19 protein-coding genes are annotated in these 25,552 nt (G+C 73.4%); 1 reads left to right on the top strand and 18 read right to left on the bottom strand.

The features are described from left to right. Positions 1 to 151 precede the first annotated feature (151 nt). Entirely contained in the window at positions 152 to 1,300 is a 1,149-nt protein-coding gene (gene dapC, locus Q6347_RS09490) for a succinyldiaminopimelate transaminase (protein ID WP_304603466.1), read from the bottom strand. A gap of 13 nt (positions 1,301 to 1,313) precedes the next feature. Then, positions 1,314 to 1,631, bottom strand: coding sequence for a ferredoxin (fdxA, locus tag Q6347_RS09485; RefSeq protein WP_171247815.1), 318 nt, complete (start codon positions 1,629 to 1,631; stop codon positions 1,314 to 1,316). 70 nt (positions 1,632 to 1,701) lie between these two features. Between fdxA and Q6347_RS09480 the strand changes: the two genes are divergently transcribed. Then, positions 1,702 to 1,998: a DUF6725 family protein gene (locus tag Q6347_RS09480; protein ID WP_304607215.1), complete on the top strand. Its 297-nt coding sequence runs from the start codon at positions 1,702 to 1,704 to the stop codon at positions 1,996 to 1,998. A 126-nt stretch (positions 1,999 to 2,124) separates the two neighbouring features. Here the strand turns inward: Q6347_RS09480 and Q6347_RS09475 are convergent, their stop codons facing one another. From Q6347_RS09475 to Q6347_RS09400, 16 genes are all read right to left on the bottom strand, one after another. After that, positions 2,125 to 3,138, bottom strand: coding sequence for a prephenate dehydrogenase/arogenate dehydrogenase family protein (locus tag Q6347_RS09475; protein ID WP_304607214.1), 1,014 nt, complete (start codon positions 3,136 to 3,138; stop codon positions 2,125 to 2,127). Then, positions 3,135 to 4,070, bottom strand: a complete 936-nt coding sequence (locus Q6347_RS09470) for a prephenate dehydratase domain-containing protein (protein ID WP_304607213.1) — start codon at positions 4,068 to 4,070, stop codon at positions 3,135 to 3,137. The genes Q6347_RS09475 and Q6347_RS09470 overlap by 4 nt, the downstream gene beginning before the upstream one ends. Then, on the bottom strand, positions 4,067 to 4,957 hold the full coding sequence (locus tag Q6347_RS09465) for a hypothetical protein (protein ID WP_304603462.1): 891 nt from the start codon (positions 4,955 to 4,957) through the stop codon (positions 4,067 to 4,069). Before Q6347_RS09465 ends, Q6347_RS09470 begins: the two co-directional genes overlap by 4 nt. After that, positions 4,957 to 7,254: a VanW family protein gene (locus tag Q6347_RS09460; protein WP_304607212.1), complete on the bottom strand. Its 2,298-nt coding sequence runs from the start codon at positions 7,252 to 7,254 to the stop codon at positions 4,957 to 4,959. The genes Q6347_RS09465 and Q6347_RS09460 overlap by 1 nt, the downstream gene beginning before the upstream one ends. Before the next feature lie 99 nt (positions 7,255 to 7,353). Further along, a complete protein-coding gene (locus Q6347_RS09455; RefSeq protein WP_304603460.1) occupies positions 7,354 to 7,767 on the bottom strand; it encodes a DUF6113 family protein in 414 nt (137 codons plus the stop codon). 10 nt (positions 7,768 to 7,777) lie between these two features. After that, positions 7,778 to 8,674 (bottom strand): PIG-L family deacetylase, encoded by an 897-nt coding sequence (locus Q6347_RS09450; protein WP_304607211.1) that lies wholly within the window; start codon positions 8,672 to 8,674, stop codon positions 7,778 to 7,780. A 77-nt stretch (positions 8,675 to 8,751) separates the two neighbouring features. Further along, positions 8,752 to 10,662 (bottom strand): translational GTPase TypA, encoded by a 1,911-nt coding sequence (gene typA / locus Q6347_RS09445; RefSeq protein ID WP_304603458.1) that lies wholly within the window; start codon positions 10,660 to 10,662, stop codon positions 8,752 to 8,754. 55 nt (positions 10,663 to 10,717) lie between these two features. Next, positions 10,718 to 12,514, bottom strand: coding sequence for a BCCT family transporter (locus Q6347_RS09440; protein ID WP_304603457.1), 1,797 nt, complete (start codon positions 12,512 to 12,514; stop codon positions 10,718 to 10,720). A 104-nt stretch (positions 12,515 to 12,618) separates the two neighbouring features. Further along, entirely contained in the window at positions 12,619 to 14,370 is a 1,752-nt protein-coding gene (locus tag Q6347_RS09435) for an ABC transporter ATP-binding protein (RefSeq protein WP_304603456.1), read from the bottom strand. Continuing rightward, positions 14,367 to 15,350: an ABC transporter permease gene (locus tag Q6347_RS09430; protein ID WP_171247824.1), complete on the bottom strand. Its 984-nt coding sequence runs from the start codon at positions 15,348 to 15,350 to the stop codon at positions 14,367 to 14,369. The genes Q6347_RS09435 and Q6347_RS09430 overlap by 4 nt, the downstream gene beginning before the upstream one ends. Then, the gene (locus tag Q6347_RS09425; RefSeq protein WP_171247825.1) at positions 15,343 to 16,269 is read right to left on the bottom strand and encodes an ABC transporter permease; all 927 of its coding nucleotides are present in this window, start codon (positions 16,267 to 16,269) and stop codon (positions 15,343 to 15,345) included. The genes Q6347_RS09430 and Q6347_RS09425 overlap by 8 nt, the downstream gene beginning before the upstream one ends. Positions 16,270 to 16,494: 225 nt before the next feature. Then, on the bottom strand, positions 16,495 to 18,099 hold the full coding sequence (locus tag Q6347_RS09420; protein WP_304603455.1) for an ABC transporter substrate-binding protein: 1,605 nt from the start codon (positions 18,097 to 18,099) through the stop codon (positions 16,495 to 16,497). Between the two features lie 245 nt (positions 18,100 to 18,344). Continuing rightward, the gene (locus tag Q6347_RS09415) at positions 18,345 to 19,028 is read right to left on the bottom strand and encodes an ABC transporter ATP-binding protein (RefSeq protein WP_304607210.1); all 684 of its coding nucleotides are present in this window, start codon (positions 19,026 to 19,028) and stop codon (positions 18,345 to 18,347) included. Continuing rightward, positions 19,028 to 19,909: an ABC transporter ATP-binding protein gene (locus Q6347_RS09410; RefSeq protein ID WP_304603453.1), complete on the bottom strand. Its 882-nt coding sequence runs from the start codon at positions 19,907 to 19,909 to the stop codon at positions 19,028 to 19,030. The genes Q6347_RS09415 and Q6347_RS09410 overlap by 1 nt, the downstream gene beginning before the upstream one ends. An 18-nt stretch (positions 19,910 to 19,927) precedes the next feature. Beyond that, positions 19,928 to 22,723: an FtsX-like permease family protein gene (locus tag Q6347_RS09405; protein ID WP_304607209.1), complete on the bottom strand. Its 2,796-nt coding sequence runs from the start codon at positions 22,721 to 22,723 to the stop codon at positions 19,928 to 19,930. Further along, positions 22,720 to 25,545, bottom strand: coding sequence for an FtsX-like permease family protein (locus tag Q6347_RS09400; protein ID WP_304607208.1), 2,826 nt, complete (start codon positions 25,543 to 25,545; stop codon positions 22,720 to 22,722). Before Q6347_RS09400 ends, Q6347_RS09405 begins: the two co-directional genes overlap by 4 nt. Between the last annotated feature and the right edge of the window lie 7 nt (positions 25,546 to 25,552).

Raw genomic sequence — 25,552 nt, 5'->3', positions numbered from 1 at the left:
CCTCGGCCTCCGTCGTCGGAGGCTCCGGCACGTGAACTCATGGCATGGTCACGGACTACCTGACGTGCCCGCCTGGACGGTGTCACCGCAGAGCAGCCTCGGCCTGCAGATCAAAATACCCCCCTCATCCCATGCGGTTCCAATCGTCACGTCAAGAAGATGTGAGCCGTGCCACAGCATCGGTCACGGCATCGTCGGCAGCCGTCAAGGCCACCCTCACGTGCGACCCGCCCGCGACTCCGTAGAACTCTCCCGGTCCGACCAGGATCCCACGGGTCGCGAACCACCGCGCCAGGTCGCGTGAGGTCGTCCCGTCGGCGGCGCCGTCGGCCCACCGGGCCCACAGGTAGAGGCCGGCCTCGGAGTGATCGACGACGAACCCGGCCTGCCGCAACGCCGGCAGGAGGGCCGCACGGCGACGCCGGTACCGCTCCCGCTGCGCGTCGACGTGCGCATCGTCACGCAGGGCTGCGCGCAGCGCCTCCTGCACGGGTGCGGGCATGATCATGCCCAGGTGCTTGCGGGTGGCGACCAGGTCCGCGACGAGGCGGGAGTCCCCGGCCACGAACGCCGCGCGGTACCCCGCGATGTTCGACTGCTTCGACGCGGAGTAGGCGACGAGCAGGCCGTCGAGCGAGCCGTCGGTCACCCGGGGGTCGAGCAGGCTGGGCACCGTGCTGACGCCGTCGGCGCCCGCCCACGGCGCGTCCCACGCCAGCTCGGCGTAGCACTCGTCGGACACCACGACCGCGCCGATCTCGCGGGCCGCCGCGACCACGGCGCGCAGGTGCTCGACGTCGGCCACGGCGCCGGTGGGGTTGGACGGGGAGTTGACCCACACCAGACGCACGTCGGCGCGCCCGGCCCACGTGGCGACGTCGTCGCTCGGCAGCGCCGTCGCCCCCGCGAGCCGCGCGCCGACGTCGTAGGTGGGATAGGCGACCGCGGGGTGGACGACGACGTCACCCGGGCCGAGGCGCAGCAGAGACGGGAGCAGACCTACCAGCTCCTTGGAGCCGACCGTCGGCAGCACGCCGGCGGGGTCCAGCCCGGGCACGCCCCGGCGCCGCGCGAACCAGTCGACGACCGTCTCGCGCAGCGCCGGGGTGCCGTGGGTTGTCGGGTAGCCGGGGGCGTCCGCCGCCGTTCTCAGGGCGTCCTGGACGACCTGGGGCGTGGGGTCCACGGGGGTGCCGACGGACAGGTCGACCATCCCGCCGGGGTGAGCGGCCGCCGTCGAACGGACGTCGCCCAGGGTGTCCCAGGGATAGGGCAGGTCACGCAGGTCGGCGAAACCCATCCGGCGTCCGGGGTCAGCCCTGCGGGGGCAGGGCGGCGATCATCGGGTCGTCCTTCTCGATGACGCCCATCTTCGCCGCGCCGCCCGGGGAGCCCAGGTCGTCGAAGAACTCGACGTTGGCCCGGTAGTAGTCGGTCCACTCCTCGGGGACGTCGTCCTCGTAGTAGATGGCCTCGACCGGGCAGACCGGCTCGCACGCACCACAGTCCACGCACTCGTCCGGGTGGATGTAGAGCGACCGCTTCCCCTCGTAGATGCAGTCCACGGGACACTCCTCGATGCACGCCTTGTCCTTGAGGTCGACGCACGGCTGAGCGATCACGTAGGTCACTGCAGTTCCCTTCCGGGGGATCGGGGAGCAACGCTCCGGTGGTTCGGGGGCTCACTCTAGTATCGCTCACGTGAGAAACCAGCACGCCGCCGACGGTCCGTCCGACTGGCGAGACTGGCCGGTCGGCACCCGCGCCGTGGTGCGACGCCGGCTCTCCCCCGACGAGGCGCTGACCAGCGGCAAACGCTGGACGGACGTCATCGGCGTGGTGGTGAGATCCGACACCTCGGGCATCACGCTGCGCCGCGACCCGGCCCGGCCGTCGGCCCCTGACGCGGGTGTCGAGGTCCGGATCGCCGCCGAGGACATCGAGGCGACGCGGATCCTGCCACCACGCCCGGAACGGCGTCCTCGCAGCCAGGGCTGACTCGCGGCCGGGCGACCTGACTCGCGGCCCGGCGCCCTGACTCGCGAGAGACCGTCCTGACTCGCGAGAGATCGTCCTGACTCGCGAGAGACCGTCCTGACTCGCGGCTGGACGGGGCGTGCCCCGTCAGGCGTGTCGCGGCGCCGTCAGCCGGACGGTGTCGTCGTCCAGACCCACGACGACCGCTCCCGCGGTGCAGCGCTCGACCAGCACCGCCGGCCACCCGGCGGTCCGCGGCACGGCGACGGGCTCGCCCGGCGCGTCGGCACCCTTCCCCGCCGCGTCCCGGCGTTCCGCGCGCAGGGAGTCCGCCGCGTGGAAGTAGTCGTGCACGGAGGCGTTCGACTCGAGCCGGTGGACGACCAGCTCCAGGTCGCGCACCACCTTGCGCAGCGCGGGTGCCACCCAGGTCGCGTTCTCGGTCACCATCGCCTCGGTCCGGGCCGGGTCGGTGAGCGCCACCCGGGTGCCGTCGCGGAAGCTGCCCGCCGCCAGCAGTCGGGCCACCGGACCCACCGGCGCACCGGCCACCGCGTTGAGCAGCTGGGTGGCGACCACGTGGGGCACGTGACTGACCAGCGCCGCGGCCTCGTCGTGGACGTCGTCGGTGAGGACGACCACGCGGCCGGCGCACGGCCCGGTCACCCAGGTCAGGACCTCGGCCACACGCTCCGTCTCGGCCGCGACGGCGTCGTCGACGGTCACCGCCCACACGACCCCGTCGAGCAGCCCGGCGTCGGACGCCCCGAACCCGCTGTGCTCGGTCCCCGCCATCGGGTGGGCGCCCACGTAGCGGCCCGCGAGCCCGGCGTCGGCCATCGCCGCGCGGACCGGGGTCTTGACGCTGCCGACGTCGGTGATCGTGGCGGTCGGCGACGCGTGGACGGCCACCTGCTCCGCCACCGACGCCATGGCGCGCAGCGGCACCGCCAGCACGACGAGGTCGGCCCCCGTCACGCAGCCGGCCACGTCGTCCGTCACGGCGATCCCTGCCCGACGCGCCGCCCCGCGGACGGACGGGGAGGCGTCGGTGGCCACCACCTCGGCTCCGCGCGCGACCAGCAGCCGGGCCAGCGACCCCCCGATCAACCCCAGGCCGACGACCGCGACACGCCCGGACGGGGCGGCGTCGCCGGTCACCACAGCAGCCCCTCGGCCAGGACGGCCTCCGGGTCGCCCGCACGCACCGACCCGGTGGGCGCCTCGTCCGCGAGCGCGCCGTCGAGCCCGCCCTCTCCCGGCGAGGCCGGGTAGGCACCCAGCACCTTCAGCGCGTCCCCGGCGGCCAGCAGGTCGCCGAAGAGGTCCCGCACGGCGGGCTCCCACGGAGCGGCGTCCAGGGTCACCACGAAGACGTACTGGCCCTCGCGCGCCTTGAGCGGGCGGGTGACGAGGCTCGACATGTTGACGTCGCGCACGGCGAACGCGTCCGTGACGCGGGCGAGCACACCGGGCCCCGTGATCGTCGGCGTGACGGCCAGCATGGTGCGCCAGGTGTTGGCCCGTCCGGAGTCCTCGGCGAGGTGGTCCCGGGCCCGGTCGCGCCGGTCCAGGACGAGGAACCGGGTGCGCGCACCGGCGAAGTCGGCCACGGACCGCGCGAGCGTCTCCAGGCCGTACAGCTCCCCGGCCACGGGCGGCCCGAGGGCGACCTGGTGGTCGCCCACGTCCCGGCACGCGGCCGCGTTGGACGGCGCCGGGACGGGTGTCAGGCCGCGCGCCTCGACGAACCGGCGGCACTGCGCGAGCCCGTGCGGGTGGGCGGTCGCCTCGACGAGCTCGCCGTGGCCGGGGCGCACGAAGGCGTCGAAGGTGATGTCCAGGACGACCTCGTCGACGGCGACGACGTCCGCGCTGGCGAGCAGGGCGTCCAGGGACGGCACCACGTAGCCCTCGACCGAGCTCTCGATCGCCACCACGCCGACCGCGGCGGACCCGGCGGCGACCGTGTCGTGCACGCCCTGGACGTCCGCGCAGGGCACGACCTCGGCACCCGTGGCCGCACGGTCGGTCCAGAGCCGGGCCGCCTGGTGGGTGAAGGTCCCCTCCGGGCCCAGGTAGGCGACCCTCACGCGCCGACCCATCGCGGGGTCAGTCCCTCGGGTCCGGGCGCGAAGCGGTCGCCCGGCAGGACCGCGAGCGTGCGGTGCGCGACCGACCGGGCGTCCAGCTCCGCGACGAGGCCGTCGAGCACGGCGACGTCCGGGCACCGGAACGACGTGAAGAACACGTGCGGGCCGTAGGTCGAGGGATGGCTGCGCAGGTGCTGCAGGTCGACGCCGGCGTCGACGAGCACCCCCAGCGTCTGGCGCAGCGACCCGCGGTGGTCGTCGCTCGGGCCGAACGCGAGCCAGACCTGGGCCGGTGCGGTGAACCGCGGCCACGCGGCCCGCGCCTCGAGCAGCCCGTACCAGACCGGCGCCAGCTCGTTCAGGTGCTCGCTGCCGGGCACCTCGGTCCAGCCGGCCGGGACCCGGGGGCGCTCCACGACCAGCGACCCCTGCTCCCCCGCCAGCGCCGCCCGTTCCGCGACGGGCGTCGCCGTCGGCACCAGCCGCGGGCTGACACCCATGGTGCGCAGCACGTCGGCGCAGTCCCGCATGCCGGCCTCGTCGACGACGACCTGCCCACCGACGACGCCCGGCGGCGCGACCCAGGTCCACCGCGTCCGCACGGTGGTGGCAGCGGTGAGGATCAGCCGTGGGTCACCGGCGAGCAGCGCCTGCTCCAAGGCGGGCGACGGCTGCTCCGGGTGCCCGAGGTGGACGACGGCCGCCAGGTCGTCGATGCCCGCCACGGTCGCCAGCGCCTGCGCGATGGTCCCGAGGTCCAGCAGCTCGGTCGACTCGTCACGCACGGCCGACACCACCGTCGAGCCCGGCGCGACACCGGACCAGCCGGCCTCGTGGGCGGCCGCCGCGGCGTGCGCCGACGACTCGCGGGAGACGCGTCCGAGCATCAGTCGCCCCCGTCCTTCTTCTCGGAGTCCTTCTCCGGTTCGCAGCTCACGGCGTCGTCGGGCTTGTAGCGCCAGAAGTCGGACTCGTCCTTGACGAGGTCACCGTCGTGGTACACCTTGCGGTACACGGTGATGGCGAACCCCGCCTCGCCCCCGGAGTACGGCTCGCAGTCGGGGTCGCCGGACTTGTTCACCGTGGAGACCGGCACCACGTCCTGCTTGCCGGAGTCGGAGGCCTCGACGTCGTAGTACTTCGTCGACCAGACCTTCACGTGCAGGCGTCCGCCCGAGACGTAGCTCTGCAGCAGTGCGCCGTACGGGGTGTCGTTGCGGAACTTCATGTCGATGGCGCCGACGTAGATCGTCGCCTCGCGTCCGGCCGGGTACCGGCTGAACCAGTAGCTGTGCTGACGGTGCTCGACGTCGTCGAACCCGGCGAAGAAACCGGCGTTGTAGGTGGTGGTGGCCATCTGGGAGAGACCGCCGCCGACGGCGTCGACGTGCACGCCGTTGCTCACCACACCGGCCGCGAAGTAGCCGTTCGACTCCTCGATCGGCGAGAGCGTGTCGACGAGCGAGAAGGTCTCGTCCGGCCGGACCAGGGTGCCGTTGACCAGCTCGGCACCGCGCACCAGGTTCTTGGTGCGGATCGGCTCGGCGGTCAGCGGGGTCGAGAACTCGGAGACGACCTCCTGGACGCCGAGCTCCTCGAGCGAGGCCCGCGAGTCCTCGGGGTCCGACTCGACGAGCTCCACCTGCGTGGAGCGCTCCGCGGCGCGCGCCGCGCCGCCGACGGCCTCGGCGACCTGCTGCGGGTCGAGGGTCGTGCCCGTCTCCCCGCCGACGATCACCGGCCTGCCGTCGGAGAACTCGAAGTGGGCGTCGTTCGGTTCGCGCAGCAGGTCGTTGGTCCGCTCGACGATGGCGGACGTGAGCCGGTCACCGTCGAACCGCGCGACGAGCTCGCCGTCCTGCGCGGCGAAGGACGTGGAGCGGGCCAGCACCCGGGCGGGGAGCTCCGGGTTCTGGGCGTCCACCTGGACCGTGACCGGACCCGAGACGATCTCCCGGGCCTCGACGAGGGCGGCGTCGGTGTCGGCCTGGTCGATCGCGGGGTCCACCGACTCGGTCGGCAGGTCGACCGGACCCTCCGAGACGAGCCAGGCGTCGACGATCGCGTCGTCGGCGGAGGCGACGACGACCTGCGTCCCGGCGACGGCCTCGGTGGCCACCGCCTCGCCGTCGGTGAACCGGACGCTGCCGTCGACCGGCTCGGTCGCCAGCGACTCGGCGACACCGTTCACCGTCGCCGTCAGGGCACCGCGGTCGACCGTCACGGCCGGCGCCACCTCGTCGCCGCCGACGAGATGCTCCAGCAACCGGGAGGGGTCCAGCGTGAACCCGGTGAGGTCCTCCACCGACTTCGCGGAGTCGAGCCGCAGCCCCGACTCGGCCGGGTCGATCGTGCTCGTGGCGTCGCCGGCACGCACGGTCAGCGGCTCGGCGGCACGCGGTCCGAGGCCCTCGTCCAGCGCCGTGGCCGCCTCCGGCGCGGTCAGACCGCCGACGTCGACGCCGGCGACCGTCGTGCCCTTCGGCACGGTGTCCGCGACCATCCACTGCGCGCCGACGTACAGGCCGGCGAGGACGACGAGCCCGGTCAGCACACCGAGCAGCACCTTCGGGGTGCGGCTGGGTGCGCCGTCGCCGAGCAGGCCGCCGAGGGTCGCGCCGATGCCGCCGGACCGCGAGCCGGTGGCCCCGTCCGCCGAGGACGGGCTCGTGGAGCTGCCCGCCGACGTCGACGACACGGCGGGGATGGCCTCGGTGGGGGCGGCCGGCGCTCCGCCGGGCGCGCGGACGGTCCCGACCTGACGAGGACGCTCCCAGGCGCGCACGGACGGCTCGTAGGGGACCTCGGACTCCTCGGGCTCCGGCGACGAGGCGCCGGACGGCGGGGTGGCCGCCGCGGGCGACGAGGACTCGGAGGGCTCCGGAGCCGCGTCGGCGGGACCCGGCGTCCCCGGCTGGTCCGGCTGCGACTCGTCCGGCTGCGGCTGCTCCGGCTGCGGCTGGTCGGGTGCGGCTCGGGTCGCGTCCGGTTCGTCCGCCGCGTCCACCGGCTCGTCGGAGCCGGTGGGCTCCGCCGGCGCGGCGTCGGACGGCGACGTCGCGGGCTCCTCCCACGCACGCACCGGGGGCTGGTACGGGACGTCCTCGTCGGGGGCGTCGGCGGGCGACCGCCCTGGGTCCCGCTGCTCGGGAACCCGGTCGTCACCGTCGGTCGGCTGGCCCATCGACACGCTCCGTGCTGGTCTCTCGTGGGGGTCCCACGACCCCCGGGACGTCCTGGGCGTGGCGGACGCCACGCGAGTAGGCATCCTACTCGGCGCAGGTCACCCCGCGTCGGGGTCGTCCACGAACCATCGCCGGGGCAGGAACGCCGCCACGGCGAAGAGCACCAGGCCACCGTAGGTCCAGACGTACCCGATCGCGTCGGCCGGCACGAGCACGTCACCGCCCGGCCCCTCGGCGGCCAGCACCTGGACGGTCACGAGCCACCCGGCACCGCACGCCAGCAACGTGCCGACACCGGACCACGCGCGGCAGAGCACCGCCGCGGACAACGTCAGCGCCAGGGCCAGCGCGGGCCCGACGGGCAGGTCGCCCCAGAGCATCCGGTGACCGACCGTACCGATGAGCCCGACGACGGCGCCGAGCAGGAGCCCGAGCAGCAGCCGCCAGACGACCAGCAGGGGGCTGCCCGCGCGGGGCGCGCGCTGCACGTGGTGGGGCGGGGGCGAGATCACCGGACAGACCCTACCGGCGCACCCGGACGGTCGCGTCGACGAGAACCGGGGCGAGCTCGCCGTTGCTCAGCGCGTAGTGCGCGCACACCCCCGGCAGGTCGGTGGCCCCGGCGTGCTGCACCTGGGTGGCGTGGGCCCGCAGGGCGGCGAGCACCCGGTCGAGCACCGGCTCCACCGCGACGGTGACGACCTCGTCGGCCGCCAGCTCGGGGTCGGGGACGGCGACCGGCGGCGGGTCCACGTCCGGTGCGGGCAGGGTCAGCCCCGCCTCCGTGGCGAGTGCGCGGTGCCGCGCGGACGCCGCCACCTCGGTACGCGCGGCATGCCAGCGGTCGGCCGGGACCACGACCTCCCAGCGCTCGGGGACACGCCAGGGTTCGCCGTCGACGTCGGCGCCGGGGTCCGCCGCGAGGTCGAGCGCCCGCACGGTGGTCTCGTAGGTGCGCACGTGGTCGGGGTGCCCGTAGCCGCCGCCGGCCTCGTACGTGACGACGACGGCCGGACGGCGGTCGCGCAGCACGGCGGCCAGGCGGCCCGCGGCCGCGTCGAGCGGCACGCGGGTGAACGCCGTCGGACCGGAGTCCGGTGCCGGACCGGCGATGCCCGGGGCGACCCAGGCCATCCCCGAGTCCTCCAGGCGCCCGGGTCCGCCGACGGTGTCGAGGAACAGCCCGTCCGTCACGCCGAGCGCGTCGAGCGCGGCCGCGAGCTCCTGCTCCCGGTGGGCGGCCAGGGCCGGGCCGTCACCCTCCAGGTGCGCCACCCCGGTGGGATGGGTGGGCGTGTCGATGACCTCGCCCCGCTCGCCGCGCGTGCACGTCACCACGGTCACCGGCGCTCCCGCGGCCGCCCAGGTCGCCAGCAGCGCACCGGTCGCCAGCGTCTCGTCGTCGGGGTGCGCGTGCACCGCCAGCAGGGGCCCGACCGACGGATCAGCCGACCGGGTCCCCGGCGACGTGGTCTCCCCCGGACGCACGACCGGACTCAGGAACGCTTGGCCCGTGCGGCGGCCCGGGCGCGCTCCGTGGCGTTGAGGTTGACCTTGCGGATACGGACGATCTCGGGCGTGATCTCGACGCACTCGTCCTCGGCCGCGAACTCCAGCGACTCCTCGAGCGTCAGCTTCTTCGGCGGCACCAGGTTCTCGAAGCTGTCGGCGGTCGAGGACCGCATGTTCGTCAGCTTCTTCTCCTTGGTGATGTTGACGTCCATGTCCTCGTTGCGGGAGTTCTCGCCCACGATCATGCCCTCGTACACCTCCTGGGTGGGGTCCACGAAGAACGTGCCGCGCTCCTGCAGGTTGATCATGGCGAACGGCGTCACGGCGCCGGCACGGTCGGCCACCAGGGACCCCGTCAGGCGGGACTCGATGGTTCCGTGCCACGGCTCGTAGCCCTCGGCGTACGAGGAGGCGATGCCGGTGCCGCGCGTCTCGGTGAGGAACCGGGTGCGGAACCCGATGAGGCCGCGGGCCGGCACGACGAACTCCATCCGGACCCAGCCGGTGCCGTGGTTCGCCATCGTCTCCATGCGGCCCTTGCGGGCCGCCATGAGCTGCGTGACGGCGCCGAGGTACTCCTCGGGCACGTCGATCGTCATGCGCTCCATCGGCTCGCAGGTCTTGCCGTCGATCTGCTTGGTGACGACCTGCGGCTTGCCGACGGTCAGCTCGAACCCTTCGCGGCGCATCTGCTCGACGAGGATCGCCAGGGCGAGCTCGCCGCGTCCCTGCACCTCCCAGGCGTCCGGCCGGTCGGTGGGCAGGACCCGCAGCGAGACGTTGCCGATGAGCTCGGCGTCCAGGCGGTCCTTGACCTGCCGGGCGGTGACCTTGTGCCCCTTGCCGCCCTTGCCGGCCAGCGGGGAGGTGTTGATGCCGACGGTCATCGAGATCGCCGGGTCGTCGACCGTGATGCGCGGCAGCGGACGCGGGTCGTCGGCGTCCGTGAGCGTCTCGCCGATCATGATGTCGGCGATCCCCGCCACCGCGACGATGTCACCCGGGCCGGCGGACTCGGCAGGGACGCGGTCCAGCGCCTTCGTCTCGAGCAGCTCGGTGATCCGCACCTGGCTCAGCGTGCCGTCCTGGCGCGCCCAGGCGACCGTCTGGCCCTTGCGCAGCGTGCCGTTGTGGACCCGCAGCAGGGCCAGACGGCCGAGGAACGGCGAGGCGTCGAGGTTCGTCACGTGCGCCTGCAGCGGCATCGTCTCGTCGTACGTCGGCGCCGGGACGGTCCGCAGGATCGTGGAGAACATCGGCTCGAGGTCCTCGTTCGCGGGCAGCTCGCCGTCGGCGGGCTGCTCGGTGGAGGCACGCCCCGCCTTGGCCGAGGCGTAGACCACCGGCACGTCGAGGACGGCGTCCACGTCGAGGTCGGGGACCTCGTCGGCCAGGTCGCTCGCCAGCCCGAGCAGCAGGTCGGTCGTCTCGGCGACGACCTCCGTGATGCGCGAGTCCGGGCGGTCGACCTTGTTGACGACGACGATCACCGGCAGCTTGGCGGCCAGCGCCTTGCGCAGCACGAACCGGGTCTGCGGCAGCGGACCCTCGGAGGCGTCCACGAGCAGCACGACGCCGTCGACCATGGACAGACCCCGCTCGACCTCGCCGCCGAAGTCGGCGTGGCCGGGGGTGTCGATGACGTTGATCGTGACGCCGTCGGACTCCCCGGCCTCCGCCGCCGACGGTCCGGCGTACCGGATCGCCGTGTTCTTGGCGAGGATCGTGATGCCCTTCTCACGTTCCAGGTCACCGGAGTCCATGACCCGGTCGTCCACCTGCTGGTGCGCGGCGAAGGCACCCGCCTGACGCAGCATGGCGTCGACCAGGGTGGTCTTGCCGTGGTCGACGTGAGCGACGATCGCCACGTTGCGCAGGTCGGAGCGCACAGACATCAAGGGTTCTCTTTCCGTGGAGGGGGCGGCCCCGGGATCCCGGGGCCGCACCATCCTACCCGGAGGTGTCCGTCGTGCCCGGACCGGAGCCCTCGGGGCCCGGTCCGGAGCCCTCGGGGCCCGGCCCCGCCGTGCGGCGGCGCCAGGCCTTCGGACCGCGACGACGTGCGGTCACGGGGGTCCCGGCACCCTCACGCTCCGGGTTCTCCACGACGGGGGTCTGCCCGGTCATCTCCGAGAGCTGCTCGTTGACGTGCACCGTCACGTGCTCCGTCACGTGCTCGGTGACCTCTTGCTTGAACTCGCGCTGCCGCAGCCGACGCTCGGCACGCATGATCGCCCGATGCTCGGTCTCCAGGGCCTTCCACACGGAGACCATCATCGCGAGGAGCACCACCGAGAACGGTAGGGCGGTGAGGATCGAGGCGGTCTGCAGGGTGGCGAGCCCGCCGGCGTACAGCAGGGCCGCCGCGACGGCGCCCTCGAGGATCGCCCAGAACAGACGGCTCCACAGCGGCGGGTTCTGGTCGCCGCCGTTGGCGAGCATGTCCACGACGAACGAGCCCGAGTCGGACGAGGTCACGAAGAAGACCACGACGAGGATCATCGCGATGACGGCGAGCCAGGCGCCCCCGCCGGGCAACGTGTCGAACAGCTGGAACATCGCCGTGTCCGAGTTCACGGTCCCGGTCTCCGGGTCCAGCATCGAACCCGGTTCCATCATCTCCTGCCGCAGGGCGGCGCCACCGAACACGCTGAACCAGACGGTCGTCACCAGCATCGGCACGAGGAGCGTGCCGAGGACGAACTCACGCACGGTCCGGCCGCGGGAGATGCGCGCGATGAACAGCCCCACGAAGGGCGCCCAGGAGATCCACCAGCCCCAGTAGAAGATGGTCCAGCTGGACTCCCAGGCGAGTCCGTCCTGCCCCTGGAACGCCAGGGTGTCGAAGGTCATCTGCATGACGTTCTGCAGGTAGAAGCCGAGGGACTGGACCCACTCGCGCATCACGAACAGGGAGGAGCCGAGGAGCAGCACGACGACGATCAGGGCGCCGGCGAGCATCATGTTGCCGTTGGACAGCCACTTGATGCCGCGCTCCAGGCCGGAGGCCACGGAAAGCGCCGCGGTCGCCGTGATGGCGACGATCAGACCCATCTGCAGGGCGACGGTGGACTCGGCGACACCGAGGTACTCGAGGCCGGCCGAGAGCTGCAGCACGCCGAGGCCGAGCGACGTGGCGACACCGAAGACGGTGCCGAAGATGGCCAGCACGTCGATGAGGTTGCCGAGCCAGCCGTTGACGCGCTTCTCCCCCAGCAGGGGCTCCAGGGCCCAGCGGATGGACACCGGGCGGCCCTTGCGGTGGATGGCGTACGCCAGGGCCAGGCCGATGACGACGTAGATCGCCCAGGCGTGGAAGCCCCAGTGCAGGTAGGTCTGCCCCATCGCCTGACCGGCGAGGGAGGCGGAGTCACCGGTGACGCCCGGCTTGGGATCGGTGTAGTGCCACAGCGGCTCCGCCACGCCGAAGTAGACGAGGCCGATGCCCATGCCGGTCGCGAAGAGCATCGCGAACCACACGGGGAGCTTGAAGTCGGGCGTCTCGTCGTCCTTGCCGAGGGTGATGTCACCGAAGCGGCTCAGCCCGACGTAGATCGCGAACACCACGAAGAGCGCCACGATGAGGACGTAGTACCAGCCGAAGCCGTTGATGACCATGGCCTGGAGGGTCGACATGAGGTCCGCCAACCAGTCGGTGGCGAAGATTCCCAGGAGGACGAAGACCAGGATCAGTCCACCTGCGGGATAGAAGACAGCGGGTGCGAGGGTCGATGGTCGGCGTGGCATAACTCTCAGACTGTCGGCATCAGGGAAGAACGGCAACCGCAGGACGCCGCAGACCCGGTGGGGTCCGCGGCGTCCTGGGTCGCGCGGGTGCGGTGCGGCGCTGGTCAGCCGCCCGCGACGTTCCCGACCAGGTGAGCGCCGGGAATCGCGTCGAGGAGGTCGCGTGTGTACTGCTTGCGCGGGTTGTCGAAGACCTCGTCGGTCGTGGCCTGCTCGACCACCTTGCCGTTCTGCATGACCACGACGTCGTCGGCGATCTGCCGCACGACGGCGAGGTCGTGGGTGATGAACAGGTAGCTCAGACCGAGGTCCGACTGCAGGTCGTCGAGCAGGTCCAGGATCTGGGCCTGCACGAGCACGTCGAGGGCGGAGACCGCCTCGTCGAGCACGACCACCTCCGGCTTGAGCGCCAGGGCACGCGCGATCGCGATGCGCTGGCGCTGACCGCCGGAGAGCTCGTTCGGGAACCGGCGCATGGCCGACTGCGGCAGCGAGACCATGTCGAGCAGCTCGCGGACCCGCTTCTCCCGTCCCTTCTTGGACCCCACGCCGTGCAGCTTGAGGGGCTCCTCGATGGAGCGGAAGATCGAGAACATCGGGTCCAGGGACCCGTAGGGGTTCTGGAAGACCGGCTGGATCCGACGCCGGAACTCGAACGCCTGCTTCGGGTTGAGCGTGGAGACGTCGGTGCCGTCGAACTCGACGGTGCCCGACGTCGGCTCCAGCAGGCCCAGCACCATGTTGGCCGCCGTGGACTTGCCCGAGCCCGACTCCCCGACCAGGGCGAGGGTCCGGCCGCGTCCCAGCGTGAACGAGACGTCGTCGACCGCGGTGAAGTCCGTCGACGACCCGGGGCGCGCCCCGCGGATCTGGAACACCTTGGTCAGGTCGGTGACCTTGACCGCCTCGTTCGTGGCCGGCGGCTTCTGCCCCAGGTGGTGGGCGTGCAGCTCCTCGGACTCCCGGCCCTGGACGTGTGCCGACTGGATGCGGCGCGACGCCAGCGACGGCGCCGAGGCCACCAGTCGCTTGGTGTACGGGTGCTGGGGGTCCGCGAGGATCTGCTGGGCCGGGCCCGACTCGACGATCTGCCCCTTGAACATCACCACGAGGTGCTCGGCACGCTCGGCGGCGAGCCCGAGGTCGTGCGTGATGAACAGCAGGGCGGTGCCGAGGTCCCGGGTCATCTCGCCCAGGTGGTCGAGGATCTGGCGCTGCACGGTCACGTCCAGGGCCGAGGTCGGCTCGTCCGCGATGAGCAGCTGCGGCCGGGAGGCCAGACCGATGCCGATGAGCGCGCGCTGGCGCATGCCGCCCGAGAACTCGTGCGGGTACTGGCGCGCCCGGCGCTCGGCGTCCGGCAGGCCGGCTTCGGCCAGCACGTCCGCGACGCGGGTGCGCAGCTCGGCCTTGGATCCCTTGAACCCGTTGGCCTTCAGCGCCTCGGTCACCTGGGTGCCGATGCGCCAGACCGGGTTGAGGTTGGACATCGGGTCCTGCGGGACCATGCCGATCGCGCGGCCGCGCAGCGCTTCCTTCTCGGCGCGGGGCGCACCGACGAGCTCACGGCCGGCGAAGCGGATGGACCCGCCGGTGACCTTGCCGGTCCCGGGCAGCAGGTCGATGATCGCGGCCGCCGTGGTCGACTTGCCCGATCCGGACTCGCCGACGATGGCCACGTTCTGGCCGGGGTAGACGGTGAGGTTCGCGCCGCGCACGGCGTGCACCTCACCGACCCCGGTGGTGAAGGAGATCTGCAGGTCGCTGATCTCCAGCAGGGGCGTGTTGGGGTCGACGACCGCGGGACCGTTCTCGGACTTCGCGTCGCCGTTGCTCACGGGGAACTGTGTCGTCATCGCTTCCGAGCCTTCGGGTCGAGGGCGTCGCGCACGACGTCGCCCATCATCATGAAGCCGAGCACCGTCACGGCCAGGCCGCCGGCCGGGTAGAGCAGGATCTCCGGGTCGGTCCGGATCGCACCCTGGGCGGCGTTGATGTCGCCACCCCAGGAGACCACGTCCGGCGGGAGACCGATGCCGAGGAAGCTCAGCGTCGCCTCGGCGACGATGAACTGGCCCAGGGCCACGGTCGCGTAGACGATGATCGGAGCGGCCGAGTTCGGCAGCACGTGCCGCAGCAGGATCTGGCCGCGCCCCATGCCCAGCGAGATCGCGGCGGTGACGAACTCGTTGTTCTTCACCGACAGCACGGTGCCGCGGGTGATGCGGGCGATCTGCGTCCAGCCGAAGATCGCCAGGACCCCGGCGACCAGGAGGCTCGTGCGGTTGCTGGACACCGACATGATCACGATGGCACCGAGCACCAGCGGGATCGCGAAGAAGATGTCCGTGACGCGGCTGAGGATCGTGTCGAACCACTTGCCGTAGTAGCCGGCGATCGCACCGATCGTGGTGCCGAGGATCACGACCATCGACGTGGCGAGCACGCCGACGACGACCGAGGCGCGGGCGCCGTAGATCGTGCGCGAGTAGATGTCGCAGCCCTGCCGGTCGAAGCCGAACGGGTGGCCCGGCTGGGCGCCCTCCAGAGCCTTCGACAGGTCGCACACACGCGGGTTGATCGACGTGAACATCCCGGGGAACGCCGCCACCAGGACGACGACGACGATGACCGTCCCGGCGATCCAGAACAGCGGCCGGCGGCGCATCTGGTTCCACGCGTCGCGCCAGAGGCTGGTGGGCGTCTCGTCGGTCTTGACCGCGTCGACGGCGCCGAGGCCGCCCTCGTCGCTCGGTGCGGTGAAGTGCTCCTGCCCGGGGCGCGGGGCCGGGACCGCCGGCGCGCCGAGCGGTTCTTCGTAACGGTTCTCAGGCATAACGGATCCTCGGGTCGAGGGCGGCGTAGAGCAGGTCGACCAGGAGGTTCGCTCCGATGTAGACCAGCACCAGCACGGTGGTCAGCGACACGACGGTGATGCTCTCGCCACGGATGATCGCGTCGTAGAGCGTCCCGCCCACACCGTTGATGTTGAAGATGCCCTCGGTGATGATCGCACCGCTCATCAGGGCGCCGATGTCGGCACCGAGGAACGTCACGACGGGGATGAGGGAGTTGCGCAGCACGTGCCGGCCGGTGACCTGCGTGCGACGCAGACCGCGGGCGCGCGCCGTGCGCACGTAGTCGGCCGAGAGGTTCTCGGCCACCGACGTCCTCGTCAGTCGCAGCACGTACGCGAAGGACACGGCCGCCAGCACCATCGCCGGCATCAGCAGACTGATGAAGTCGGGATCTCGTCCTGCGGTGACGGGCAGCCAGCCGAGCTGGACGCCGACCACGATCTGCAGGACGAAACCGACGACGAACGTCGGGACCGCGATGAAGACGAGGCTGACGACCAGCGCCGTCGCGTCGAAGATGCCACCCTTGCGCATCCCGGCGACGAGCCCGAAGCCGATGCCGAAGACCGCCTCGATGACCAGAGCCATCAGAGCGAGCTGGATCGTGACGGGGAAGGCGTTGGCGATCACCTCGGTGATCTCGCGGCCGCGGAAGTCGACGCCGAAGTCCAGCGTCGCGACACCGCGGAGGAACAACAGATATTGAATGATGAAGGGCTGATCCAGGTTGTACTCGGCCCGGATCTGCTCCTGCACCGCCTCGGGAAGCCCGCGCTCACCACCGAGCGCGGCCACCGGGTCACCGGGCCGCAGGAACACCATGGCGTAGAGCAGCAGGGTGGCCCCGAGGAACACAGGGATCACCTGTAGGAGCCTGCGTCCGAGATACCAGAGCATGCGATTTGTCTCCTCGTGTGCCCAGGGGGTCCCCCCAGGCTACGGGTTTTCATCGTGCCGCGACCGAAGGAGGACGCGGACAGCGGTGGGGCGGGGGTGCCGATGGGCACCCCCGCCCCTCGCGACGAGTGGTCGACGCAGACCGTACCGGATCGGGTCGACTACTCGAAAACAGACGACGGACGAGGCACCCGAGGCGGGTGCCCCGTCCGTGTCAGCGGTGGATCACTCCTTGGTGATCTGGTACAGGATCGGGTCGCTGTCCCAGCCGAACTCGACGTTCTCGACGGTCTCGGCGTAGCCGCCGGTCGCGTTCTGGTACCAGAGCGGGATACCCGGGACGTCCTGGAACAGGATCTCCTGGGCCTCCTTGTACAGCTCGACGGCGGTCTCCTGGTCCTCGGCGGCGGCCGCCTCGGCGAGCTTGGCGTCGAACTCCTCGTTCGAGTAGTTCATGTCGTTCGAGCCGGCCCCGGTGCCGTAGATCGGCCCCAGGAAGTTGCTCATCGACGGCCAGTCGGCCTGCCAACCACCGCGGAAGATGCCCTCGACCGTCTCGTTGTCACGCGCGTCGAGGAACTCGTCGAACGTGGTGTACGGCGCGAACTCGCAACCGATCTCCAGGTCGGCGCGGATGGTGTTGCACGCCGCGTCGATCCAGTCCTGGTGGTCGGAGTCGGCGTTGGACGAGATCTGCAGCGTGTAGTCGCCGATCGGGTCCATGTCCTCGGCCTCGTCCCACATCTCCTTGGCGGCCTCGGGGTCGTACTCGAGGATCTCGGAGCCCGGGATGTCCTCCGAGTAGCCGTCGATGACCGGGGAGGTGAAGTCCTTCGCCGGGGTACGAGCACCGCCGTAGAGCTGCTCGGTGATGGTCTGGCGGTCGATCGCCATGGAGATGGCCTTGCGACGCATGACGCCGGCCTCACCCTGGAACTCCTCGCGCCACTCGGGCACGTTGATGACCTGGATCACCGCGGCCGGCTGGTTGACGGCACGCTCACCGAGGTCGTCCTCGAAGGTGGCGAAGGCCGACGACGGCACGTTCGGCAGCACGTCGAGGTTGCCGTCGAGCATGTCGTTGTACGCCGTGTCCTCCTCGACGTACGCGACCATCTCGAGCCCGCCGTTGGCCGGCTGGCGCGGACCCTCGTAGCCCTCGCGGGGCACGAGCGTGATGAGGCTGTCGTTCTCCCACGACTCGAGCTCGTAGGGGCCGTTGCCGATCGGGTCCTCACCGAAGCCCTCGGGGTCCTCGAAGAAGGCCTCCGGCATCGGGTTGAACGCCGAGTAGCCCACCCACAGCGGGAAGTCCGACGCGGGCTCCGACAGCTCGGCCGTGAAGGTCAGGTCGTCGACGACCTCGACGGCGATGTCGGAGGGCTCCTCGAAGCTGAAGCCCTCGAAGCCGTTGAAGAAGTACTGCTGGTTCTGGGCGTTGTCCAGGTTCGCGACGTACTTCCACGCGTCGACGAAGCTGCTCGCCGTGACGGGCGTGCCGTCCGAGAAGGTCCAGCCGTCCTGGATGGTGATCGTCCAGGTCTTGTTGTCCTCCGACTCGATGGACTCGGCGACCTCGTTCTCGATCGCGCCGTCCGCCGTGTAGTAGACGAGGCCGGAGTAGATGTTCTTGACGACCAGACCGCCGTAGACCTCGTTGGTCATACCCGGGGTCAGCGGGTTCTGCGGCTCACCGCTGCTGATCGAGACGATGCCGGCGCTCTCGCCGTCGCCCGATGCGGTCGAGTCGCCTTCCTCGGAGCTTCCGGAGCCGCCGCAGGCGGAGAGAAGCAGGGCCGAGGCCAGGGTGAAGGCCCCGATGCCTGCCAAACGTCCTCGAGGTGTCACGTGTCCTCCTGAGTTGGTGTGCACGCCACCGGAGGGATGCTCCGGCAGCGAGGGGGGCGGGAGCTGATCCGCTCCCGCAGCACAAGATGCGCCAAGGAGCCTAACCCCTGGATCGTGGCCCCGGTCACCATCTGCCGGAATTGATGGCGCGATCGTGACCTGATCGGAACGTGGCGTACATCTGGGAGCGTTCCCATGCACCCCGTGGCACCGGAATGTGACGCACCTCACAGGGTGACGTCGACCGCTCCGTCGTGCAGGTCCACGACCCGGTCGGCCCGCCGGACCAGCTCCGGGTCGTGGGTCGTGACCACCGCCGCGACGCCCTCGGCGTGCACGAGCTCCGCGAGGACGTCCATCACCCGGCGACCGGTCGCCGTGTCGAGCTGACCGGTGGGTTCGTCCGCCAGCAGCACCCGCGGCGCGGCCACCAGGGCGCGGGCGATGCCCACCCGCTGCTGCTGCCCGCCGGAGAGCTCGTAGGGCCGCTGGTCGGCGTGCTCCGCCAGGCCGACCCGGTCCAGCGCGTCGGCCACCCGTCGCGTCCGGTCCGCGGCCGGGACCCGGCGCAGGCGCAGGGGGACCTCGACGTTCTCCGCCGCCGAGAGCACCGGGAGCAGGCCGAACGACTGGAAGACGTAGCCGATCTCGTCCCGGCGCAGGGCGAGCACCGTGTCCTCGTCCATCGCGGTCAGCTCGCGGTCGTCGAGCCACACCCGGCCCGATGTCGGGCGGTCCAGGCCGCCGAGCACGTTGAGCAGCGTCGTCTTGCCCGAGCCCGACGGGCCCCGCACCACCAGGAGCTCGCCCGGCGCGACGGCGACGGAGACCCCGCGCAGCGCGTGCACCTCACCGGCCCCCCGGCCGAACGTACGGCGGACGTCCTCGGTCCGCACCACCGGCGTCGTCATCACTGCCTCTCCCCCGTCGGGTCACGGTCCGGCCGGACCTGCACGTGGTCGTCCCGGAGCCGCAGCCGGACCCGGTCGCGCAGCTCGAGCGTCTCGACCACGTCGTGCGGCAGCTGCAGGCGGCCGACGCGGTCCAGCACGGCGAACTCCTCGGCGACGTCCCGCTGCACGCCGTCCGCGTCCGTCGCGGTACGGCGCAGCACCTCCGTGGAGGTCCGGCCGTCACGGATCTGCACGGTGCGGGCCACGTGCTCCGACACCGCCGGGTCGTGGGTGACTATGAGGGTCGTGGTGCCCGTGGCCGCGTTCACGGCCCGGAGCGCCTCCAGCACGTCCGCGCTGGTGGCCTCGTCGAGCTCCCCCGTCGGCTCGTCGGCCAGCAGCACCCGGGGCCGGTTGGCCACGGCCACCGCGATCGCCACCCGCTGCTGCTGCCCGCCGGACATCTCGGCCGGGTACCGGTCGGCGACGTCGGCCACCTGCAGCAGGTCGAGGAGCTCGGTCGTGCGCTCGGCCCGCTCCGACCGGGAGCCGCCACCGAGGTCGAGCACGAGGCGGACGTTCTCGGCCGCGGTCAGGTACGGCAGCAGGTTGCGGGAGGTCTGCTGCCAGACGAAGCCGACCGTCCGGCGCTGGTAGGTGACCCGGTCACGACGTCCCATCGTCAGCAGGTCGGTGCCCGCCACGACGGCGGAGCCCCCGGTCGGCGTGTCCAGACCGGACAGGATGCCCAGCAGCGTGGACTTCCCGGACCCGGAGGCCCCGACCACGGCCACCAGGTCGCCGGCCTCGACCACCAGGTCCAGGCCCTGGAGGGCCTGCACCTCCACGCCGTCGGTGGCGAAGATGCGCACCAGACCGCGGCACAGGATCTCGCTCATCGTCCGTCCTCTCCCTCGTCAGTCCGTCGCCGTCCGCCACGCGTCGGTCCCGGGGCCCCGGCCGGTGATCCGCACCAGCGACGTCCCCGCCACCACGGCGACCAGCAGCCCGGCCGCCAGCGCGACCGGGCCCCACGGGTCCACGACCAGCGCCGGGGCACCGTCACCCCCGGTCAGCGGTGTCAGGTCGACCACGGCGACCACCAGCGCCGGCACCGCGAGGCCGACCACGCCGCCGGCCAGCAGCGCGGCGCCGGCCCACGGGCCGACCTCCCAGGCCACGAGTCCCCGCTCGGCGCGCCGGGGCAGGCCGAGGGTGCGCAGCACCGCGAGCACCCGGCTGCGCGCCGGAGTGCCGAGCACGAGCATGAGCGCCACGGTGGCGACGCACAGCGCCACCGAGAGCACCACGGCGACGGTGAACGCCGCCGCCAGGCCGCCGGTGGCCGGCGCGGCGAGCAGCGCCCGCTCCCCCGCCCGGGGGTCGTCGACCACGGCGGTCGGCAGCAGAGCGGCGATCTCCGCCTCGACCCGGTCCCGGCCGGCGCGGTCCGTGCCGTCGGCCAGGCCGAGCAGCGCGAGTCGTGCGGTACCCGGCTCGATCCCGGCCAGCTCCCCGGCGAGCGCTGTGTCCACGAGCAGCGCACCCGACGACGGGGGCAGGCCCGGCAGCGCGTCGACGCGGTCGACCACGACGATCTCCACGCGGGCACCGCCGGGTCCGGACAGCACCTGCCCCTCGGTCGGTCCGCTCGCGGCGTTCCCGGCCGCGACGACGGGGAGCCGGCCGTCGTCGGGTGTCGAGAGCCGGTCCAGGCCGCTCGGGGCACCCGGGACCTCGCGCTGGACGCGTCCCAGGGCGTCGGTGTCCGTCGTCCAGACCGTCACCGGCGTGCCGCTGCCGACGCGGCCCAGCGGGTAGCGGCCGGCGTCGGCCAGGGACGCCGCCGCGTCGACCTGCGCGACGGCCTCGAGCGCGGGCACGGTCTCGGCGTCGACGACGGGGCCCGCGACCCGCAGGTCTCCCCCGACCTCGCTCCAGGCCTCCTCGGTGATCGCCTGGCGCACGGTGCCGGACAACACGAGCGACGACATCGCGACCCCGACGGCGAGCACGAGCGCGACCGCCGGCAACGGACCTCCGGCCGGGTCGCGCCGCACACGCGCCGCACCCAGGAACGGCACGATCCCCGGTCGTCGCGCCGCGACCCGCTCGGCGGCGCGCACCACGGGCGGCACGAGGCGCAGCGTGAGCAGGGCGACGGCGACGCCCACCAGCAGCGGCGCCACGGCCAGGAGGGGGTCGACGCCGGTGGTGCCGGCCCCCGCACCGGACGCGACGACGCCGCGGTCGACCGCCAGCCACGACGTCCCCGCGGCCGCCGCCACGACCGCGACCTCCATGCCGAGGCGGGCCCGCCGGCGCCGTGCCGGGACCGTCCCGAGGTCCGCGCGGGCGGCGCGCAGCCCGGCGGCCGGGGTGACGGCGGCCAGGACGAGCGCCGGGGCGACCCCGCACGCGGCCGTCGCCGCCAGCTGACCGACCGTCACCTCACCGGGCACGACGAGGAGCCCCACGGCCAGCCCGACGGCAGCGGCGGGCAGCCCGACGACCGCACCCTCCAGCGCCACCACGGCACGGACCCCGGTCATGGAGGCACCCCGCGCCCGCAGCAGCGCGAGGGTCGGACGCCGCCGGTCGACCACCAGGCCGGCGGCCAGCACCAGGACGGCCACCAGGGCACCCAGCGGACCGACCGCGAGCACCGTGACGATCGCGTCGACCCCTGCCCGTTGCCCCAGGGTCGTCTCGAGCACGTCGAGCAGGCCGGACGCCGGTTCGAGCACCGCGGCGTCCCCCTCGACGACGGTGGTGGTCCGCGCCGTCAGACCCCGCAGCTGGGACAGCAGCGCCGGCGCGCCCTGGGCCGAGACGTCGGAGGTGTCGACCGGGTACCAGATCCGCGTCGACGGGGCGTCCACCCACGCACCCAGCGTCGCGGGGTCGGCGAACACGCCCGCCGTGACGATCTTGCCGATGTTCGGGTCGAAGACGATCTCGGGAGTGGTCGTGCGCGGCACGTGGGTCCAGTAGTCGGCGGCACCGTCCCGGGGCTCCCACAGGCCGACCACCCGCAGCGGCGGCAGGAGCGGCTCGCCGGTGGCGTGCACCGACCCGAGCGTCCAGTCGAGCTCGGCGGCGACGGCGGTCGAGACCGCCACCTCCATCGGGTCCGGCTCGAACTCGACGACACCGTCCGAACCGGGCAGCAGCTGCGCCGTGTCGGACGGCACGCGCGTCACCTGCGGCCACCGTCCGTCGACGACCTCCACGTGCTCCGGAGCGGACGGCCCGGCCTGCGGCACGACGCCCGGCTGCGCGACGTCGTTGCCGTCGACCCGCTCCACGACCGTGCGGTCCGCCGCCACGAGCAGGTCGGGAGCACCGAGGACGGCGGACAGGGGCGCGGGCTGGTCGGCCGTCACGTCCTGCAGCGCGGCCAGGTAGCCGTCCAGGTCCGGTTCCGGCGGCACCACACCCGCGTCGTCGTCGCCGGTCTCCTCGCGGTGCACGCCGCCGTACGTCTCGTACCCCTCCCCGTACCCGGGGAAGGCCGGGGTCGTGGCGATGAGGTCGGCGGCGAGGGGGGACGACTGCGCCGTCACGTGGGCGAGCTGGTCGGCGTGCACGGCCGCCACCGCGCGCGGCACCGCCGAGAGCGTGCCGGCGGCCAGCAGGGTGACCGCGACGAGGGCGGCGGTCGCACCGGCGGCGGTGCGCAGGTGACGACGCACCAGCAGGAGCAGGCTCATCGCACCTCCGTCCGGTAGGCGGTGTCCCGCGCCTGGGCGGCGACCCGCGACGAGACCGCACCCGCCACGAGGACGACCCCGAGCGCGGCCGTGGCGAGCAGCGGCGCGAGCACGCCGGGGCTGATGACGAGGTCGGGGACGACGCCGCCGCGGACCACGGCGTGCGCGAGACCGGGCACGGTGACCGCCGCCACCCCGGCCCCGGCCAGGACCCCGGCGCCGAGCCCCACCGCGCCGAGGACGACGAGCTCGACGGCGCGCCCCCGCCCCTGGGACCGCGGACCGACGCCGAGGGCGCGCAGCACCACGACCTCGTGCCGGCGGGTGGCGGACGTCGCCGCGGCGACGACCGCGAGCCCCAGGACCGCGAGAGCCGTCGCACCGGCGGCGGCGAGGACCATGGCGAGCCGGACCGGGGAGCCGCCGTCGGACCCGATGACGTCGGCGGCTGTCCGCACCTCGGTCCCGTCCGCCCCACCGGCACCACCCAGGGCGCCCTCGACGGCCTGCGCCAGGTCCCCGACCGCGGAAGGGTCCACCGGGCGGGCAGCGCCCACCCACGCCTCGGCGGGCCGGGGCAGCTGGCCGGTCGTGGCCAGCAGCACGGCGTCCAGACGGCCCAGGTCGACCCAGGCCGCCTCCGCCGTCGGCCGGCCGGGCACGACGTCCGTGGTCCCGGCGACCTGCAGGACGACCTCGGTCCCGGTCAGCGTGATCTCCAGCTCCTCACCGACGGCGGCGTCCCACCGCTGCGCCGCGGCACGGGTGAGCACGGCGGGCACGACCGGGCGGTCGGTGGCCCCCGGGGCGGCCGTCCCGTCGTGGGCCACCAGGCGCAACCACGTCCCGTCCCGCTCCTCCAGGGTCAGCTCCGCACCCAGGACGTCCCCGTCCGTGACGGCCGGTGCCGTCCCCGCGCGGGACCAGGCCGTGCCGGCGAGGTCGAGCGGGGTGGTGCCCCCGGCGGTCCGGGCGTCGATCCCGCGCACCGCCACCGTGGCCTCCGTCGGCACCAGGACGCCGTCGAGGTCCCACTCGACGGCGGCCAGCCGCAGGTCGTCGGCGGCGGCGAGGCCCTCGGGCAACGGCACGTCCAGCCGTTCGTCGACCGGCTCCTCCCCGAGCTCGAGGCGACCGGCGTCGAGCATCGTCAGGCTGCCGGTCGCGTCGGCGACCCACAGCGTCACGGCCACGTCCAGGGTCGGGTCCACGCGACCCCGGTAGAGGGGAGCCAGCAGCGACGTGTCGGCGATCGCGAGCCCCGCCGCGTCGACCTCCAGCGCGGTGACACCCTCCGGCAGCGACGGCGCGCCGGCGAAGGGGTCCGGACCGCGCAGCGGGGTGGTCGCGTCGGCCGCGGACGCCGGGCGGACGACCCCGTGGACGGCCCCGACCGGGGTCGCGAGCAGCCCGAGCGGATCTCCCTGGACGGTTGCGTCCTCGGCCAGCACGGGCATCGCTCCCGCCGCCCCCTCCGTCCGGGCGAGCGGCTCGGTCCGCACCGGGGGCCGGCCCGGCGCGAGCCGTGCACCCGGCGCCACGACGGCCCGGACGTCGGTGCCGAGCCGTTGCGCGGCCAGGTCGGCGCGGGCCTGCGGAGCCGTGCCGGCATAGGCGGCGGCCAGGACGGACGCTCCCCCGGCGAGCACCAGCAGCACCACCGGGACCGCGGCGACCCCCAGAGCACGGGACACCTGCCGCGAGGCCAGCACCGCGGTGGCCCCGTCGCGCCGCGCGGCCAGTCGGGCCGCGGCCCGCGCGGCCGGGCCGAGGAGAGCCAGCGTGAGCAGTCCGAGCGCGGACAGGGCCACCGCCGGTCCGGCGGCGGCGAGGGGGTCCCAGGTCGTGCCGCCGTCGGCGACCACGAGCGGCGACCCCAGGTCGACCAGCCGCCACGTGCTCGCGGCAGCGAGCAGCCCGACACCGACGACCGTGCCTGCCGTCGCGGCGCGCCGCAGCCGCCCCGACCGGTCGGCGACCCGGCGGCCCGCGACCGCTCGGGCCCGGGTGCCGGTCACGACGGTGAGCACGGTGGTCCCGGCGAACGCGGTGAGCACGCCGCCGGCCACCAGCACCGTCGACGCCGGCGGGGGCGACCCGGTCGCGGCCAGCGCGGCCGCGGCCGCCGCGGTCCCGAGCGTGGCGGCCCCCAGGCAGACGACGAGTGCCTCGAGGCCGGCGGCGGCGGTGATCTGCCGGCCGTCGGCGCCGCGCGCGACGAGGATCTCGGTCTCCCGCTCCCGCGCCTGGGCGAGCAGGCGTGCGACCTGCACCAGCGCGACCAGGGCGACGAGGACCAGCAGCACGACCGGCACCGTGAGCACCGCCCGGGCGGCGGCCTGGGCCTCCTGCTCGGCGGCCGCGCGCTGCGCCAGGTCCCCCTCGACGGTCAGGCCGCGGACGGCCACGGCGTCGGCGGCGCGCAGCGCACCGTGGAGAGTGCTACCGCCCGCGGCGAACCCGGCCAGGTCCGCGGGCAGGACCTCGCCGACGACGGGGACGAGGGTCCACTCGACGAACGGGATGTCGTCACCGTCGGGGCGTTCGGCGCGGTCGATGCGCAGCGGCGCGTCGCCGAACAGGTCGGCGACCGTGGAGCGCACCCGGGCGTCCTGGGCCGCCGGGTCCTCGGCGAGTCGGGTCGTCACCTGCAGCGACGCCGTCGAGCCGCCGCCGAGGGCCGCCCGGGCGGCGTCCGTCGTCGTGGCGGCGACCGCTCCCGCGGTCACCCCGCTCGTGGCCGCGATCGCGGCCACGAGCAGGGTGACGAGGGCGAGGAGGCCGCGGTGCGCGACGGCACGCCGCCACGCGGTGCGCACCATGGCGAGC

Source organism: Isoptericola sp. b408 (assembly GCF_030588085.1).
Lineage (GTDB): Bacteria > Actinomycetota > Actinomycetes > Actinomycetales > Cellulomonadaceae > Isoptericola > Isoptericola sediminis.
This window is presented reverse-complemented; position numbering and strand designations above follow the sequence as displayed.

Excerpts from the sequence above, each read along its gene's own strand:
- Q6347_RS09410 (WP_304603453.1), bottom strand. The coding sequence starts at position 19,909 with ATGAGCGAGATCCTGTGCCGCGGTCTGGTGCGCATCTTCGCCACCGAC.
- Q6347_RS09465 (WP_304603462.1), bottom strand. The coding sequence starts at position 4,957 with ATGCTCGGACGCGTCTCCCGCGAGTCGTCGGCGCACGCCGCGGCGGCC.
- typA (WP_304603458.1), bottom strand. The coding sequence starts at position 10,662 with ATGTCTGTGCGCTCCGACCTGCGCAACGTGGCGATCGTCGCTCACGTC.
- dapC (WP_304603466.1), bottom strand. The coding sequence starts at position 1,300 with ATGGGTTTCGCCGACCTGCGTGACCTGCCCTATCCCTGGGACACCCTG.
- Q6347_RS09425 (WP_171247825.1), bottom strand. The coding sequence starts at position 16,269 with ATGCTCTGGTATCTCGGACGCAGGCTCCTACAGGTGATCCCTGTGTTC.
- Q6347_RS09415 (WP_304607210.1), bottom strand. The coding sequence starts at position 19,028 with ATGACGACGCCGGTGGTGCGGACCGAGGACGTCCGCCGTACGTTCGGC.
- Q6347_RS09435 (WP_304603456.1), bottom strand. The coding sequence starts at position 14,370 with ATGACGACACAGTTCCCCGTGAGCAACGGCGACGCGAAGTCCGAGAAC.
- Q6347_RS09430 (WP_171247824.1), bottom strand. The coding sequence starts at position 15,350 with ATGCCTGAGAACCGTTACGAAGAACCGCTCGGCGCGCCGGCGGTCCCG.
- Q6347_RS09400 (WP_304607208.1), bottom strand. The coding sequence starts at position 25,545 with ATGGTGCGCACCGCGTGGCGGCGTGCCGTCGCGCACCGCGGCCTCCTC.
- Q6347_RS09440 (WP_304603457.1), bottom strand. The coding sequence starts at position 12,514 with ATGCCACGCCGACCATCGACCCTCGCACCCGCTGTCTTCTATCCCGCA.
- Q6347_RS09405 (WP_304607209.1), bottom strand. The coding sequence starts at position 22,723 with ATGAGCCTGCTCCTGCTGGTGCGTCGTCACCTGCGCACCGCCGCCGGT.
- Q6347_RS09460 (WP_304607212.1), bottom strand. The coding sequence starts at position 7,254 with ATGGGCCAGCCGACCGACGGTGACGACCGGGTTCCCGAGCAGCGGGAC.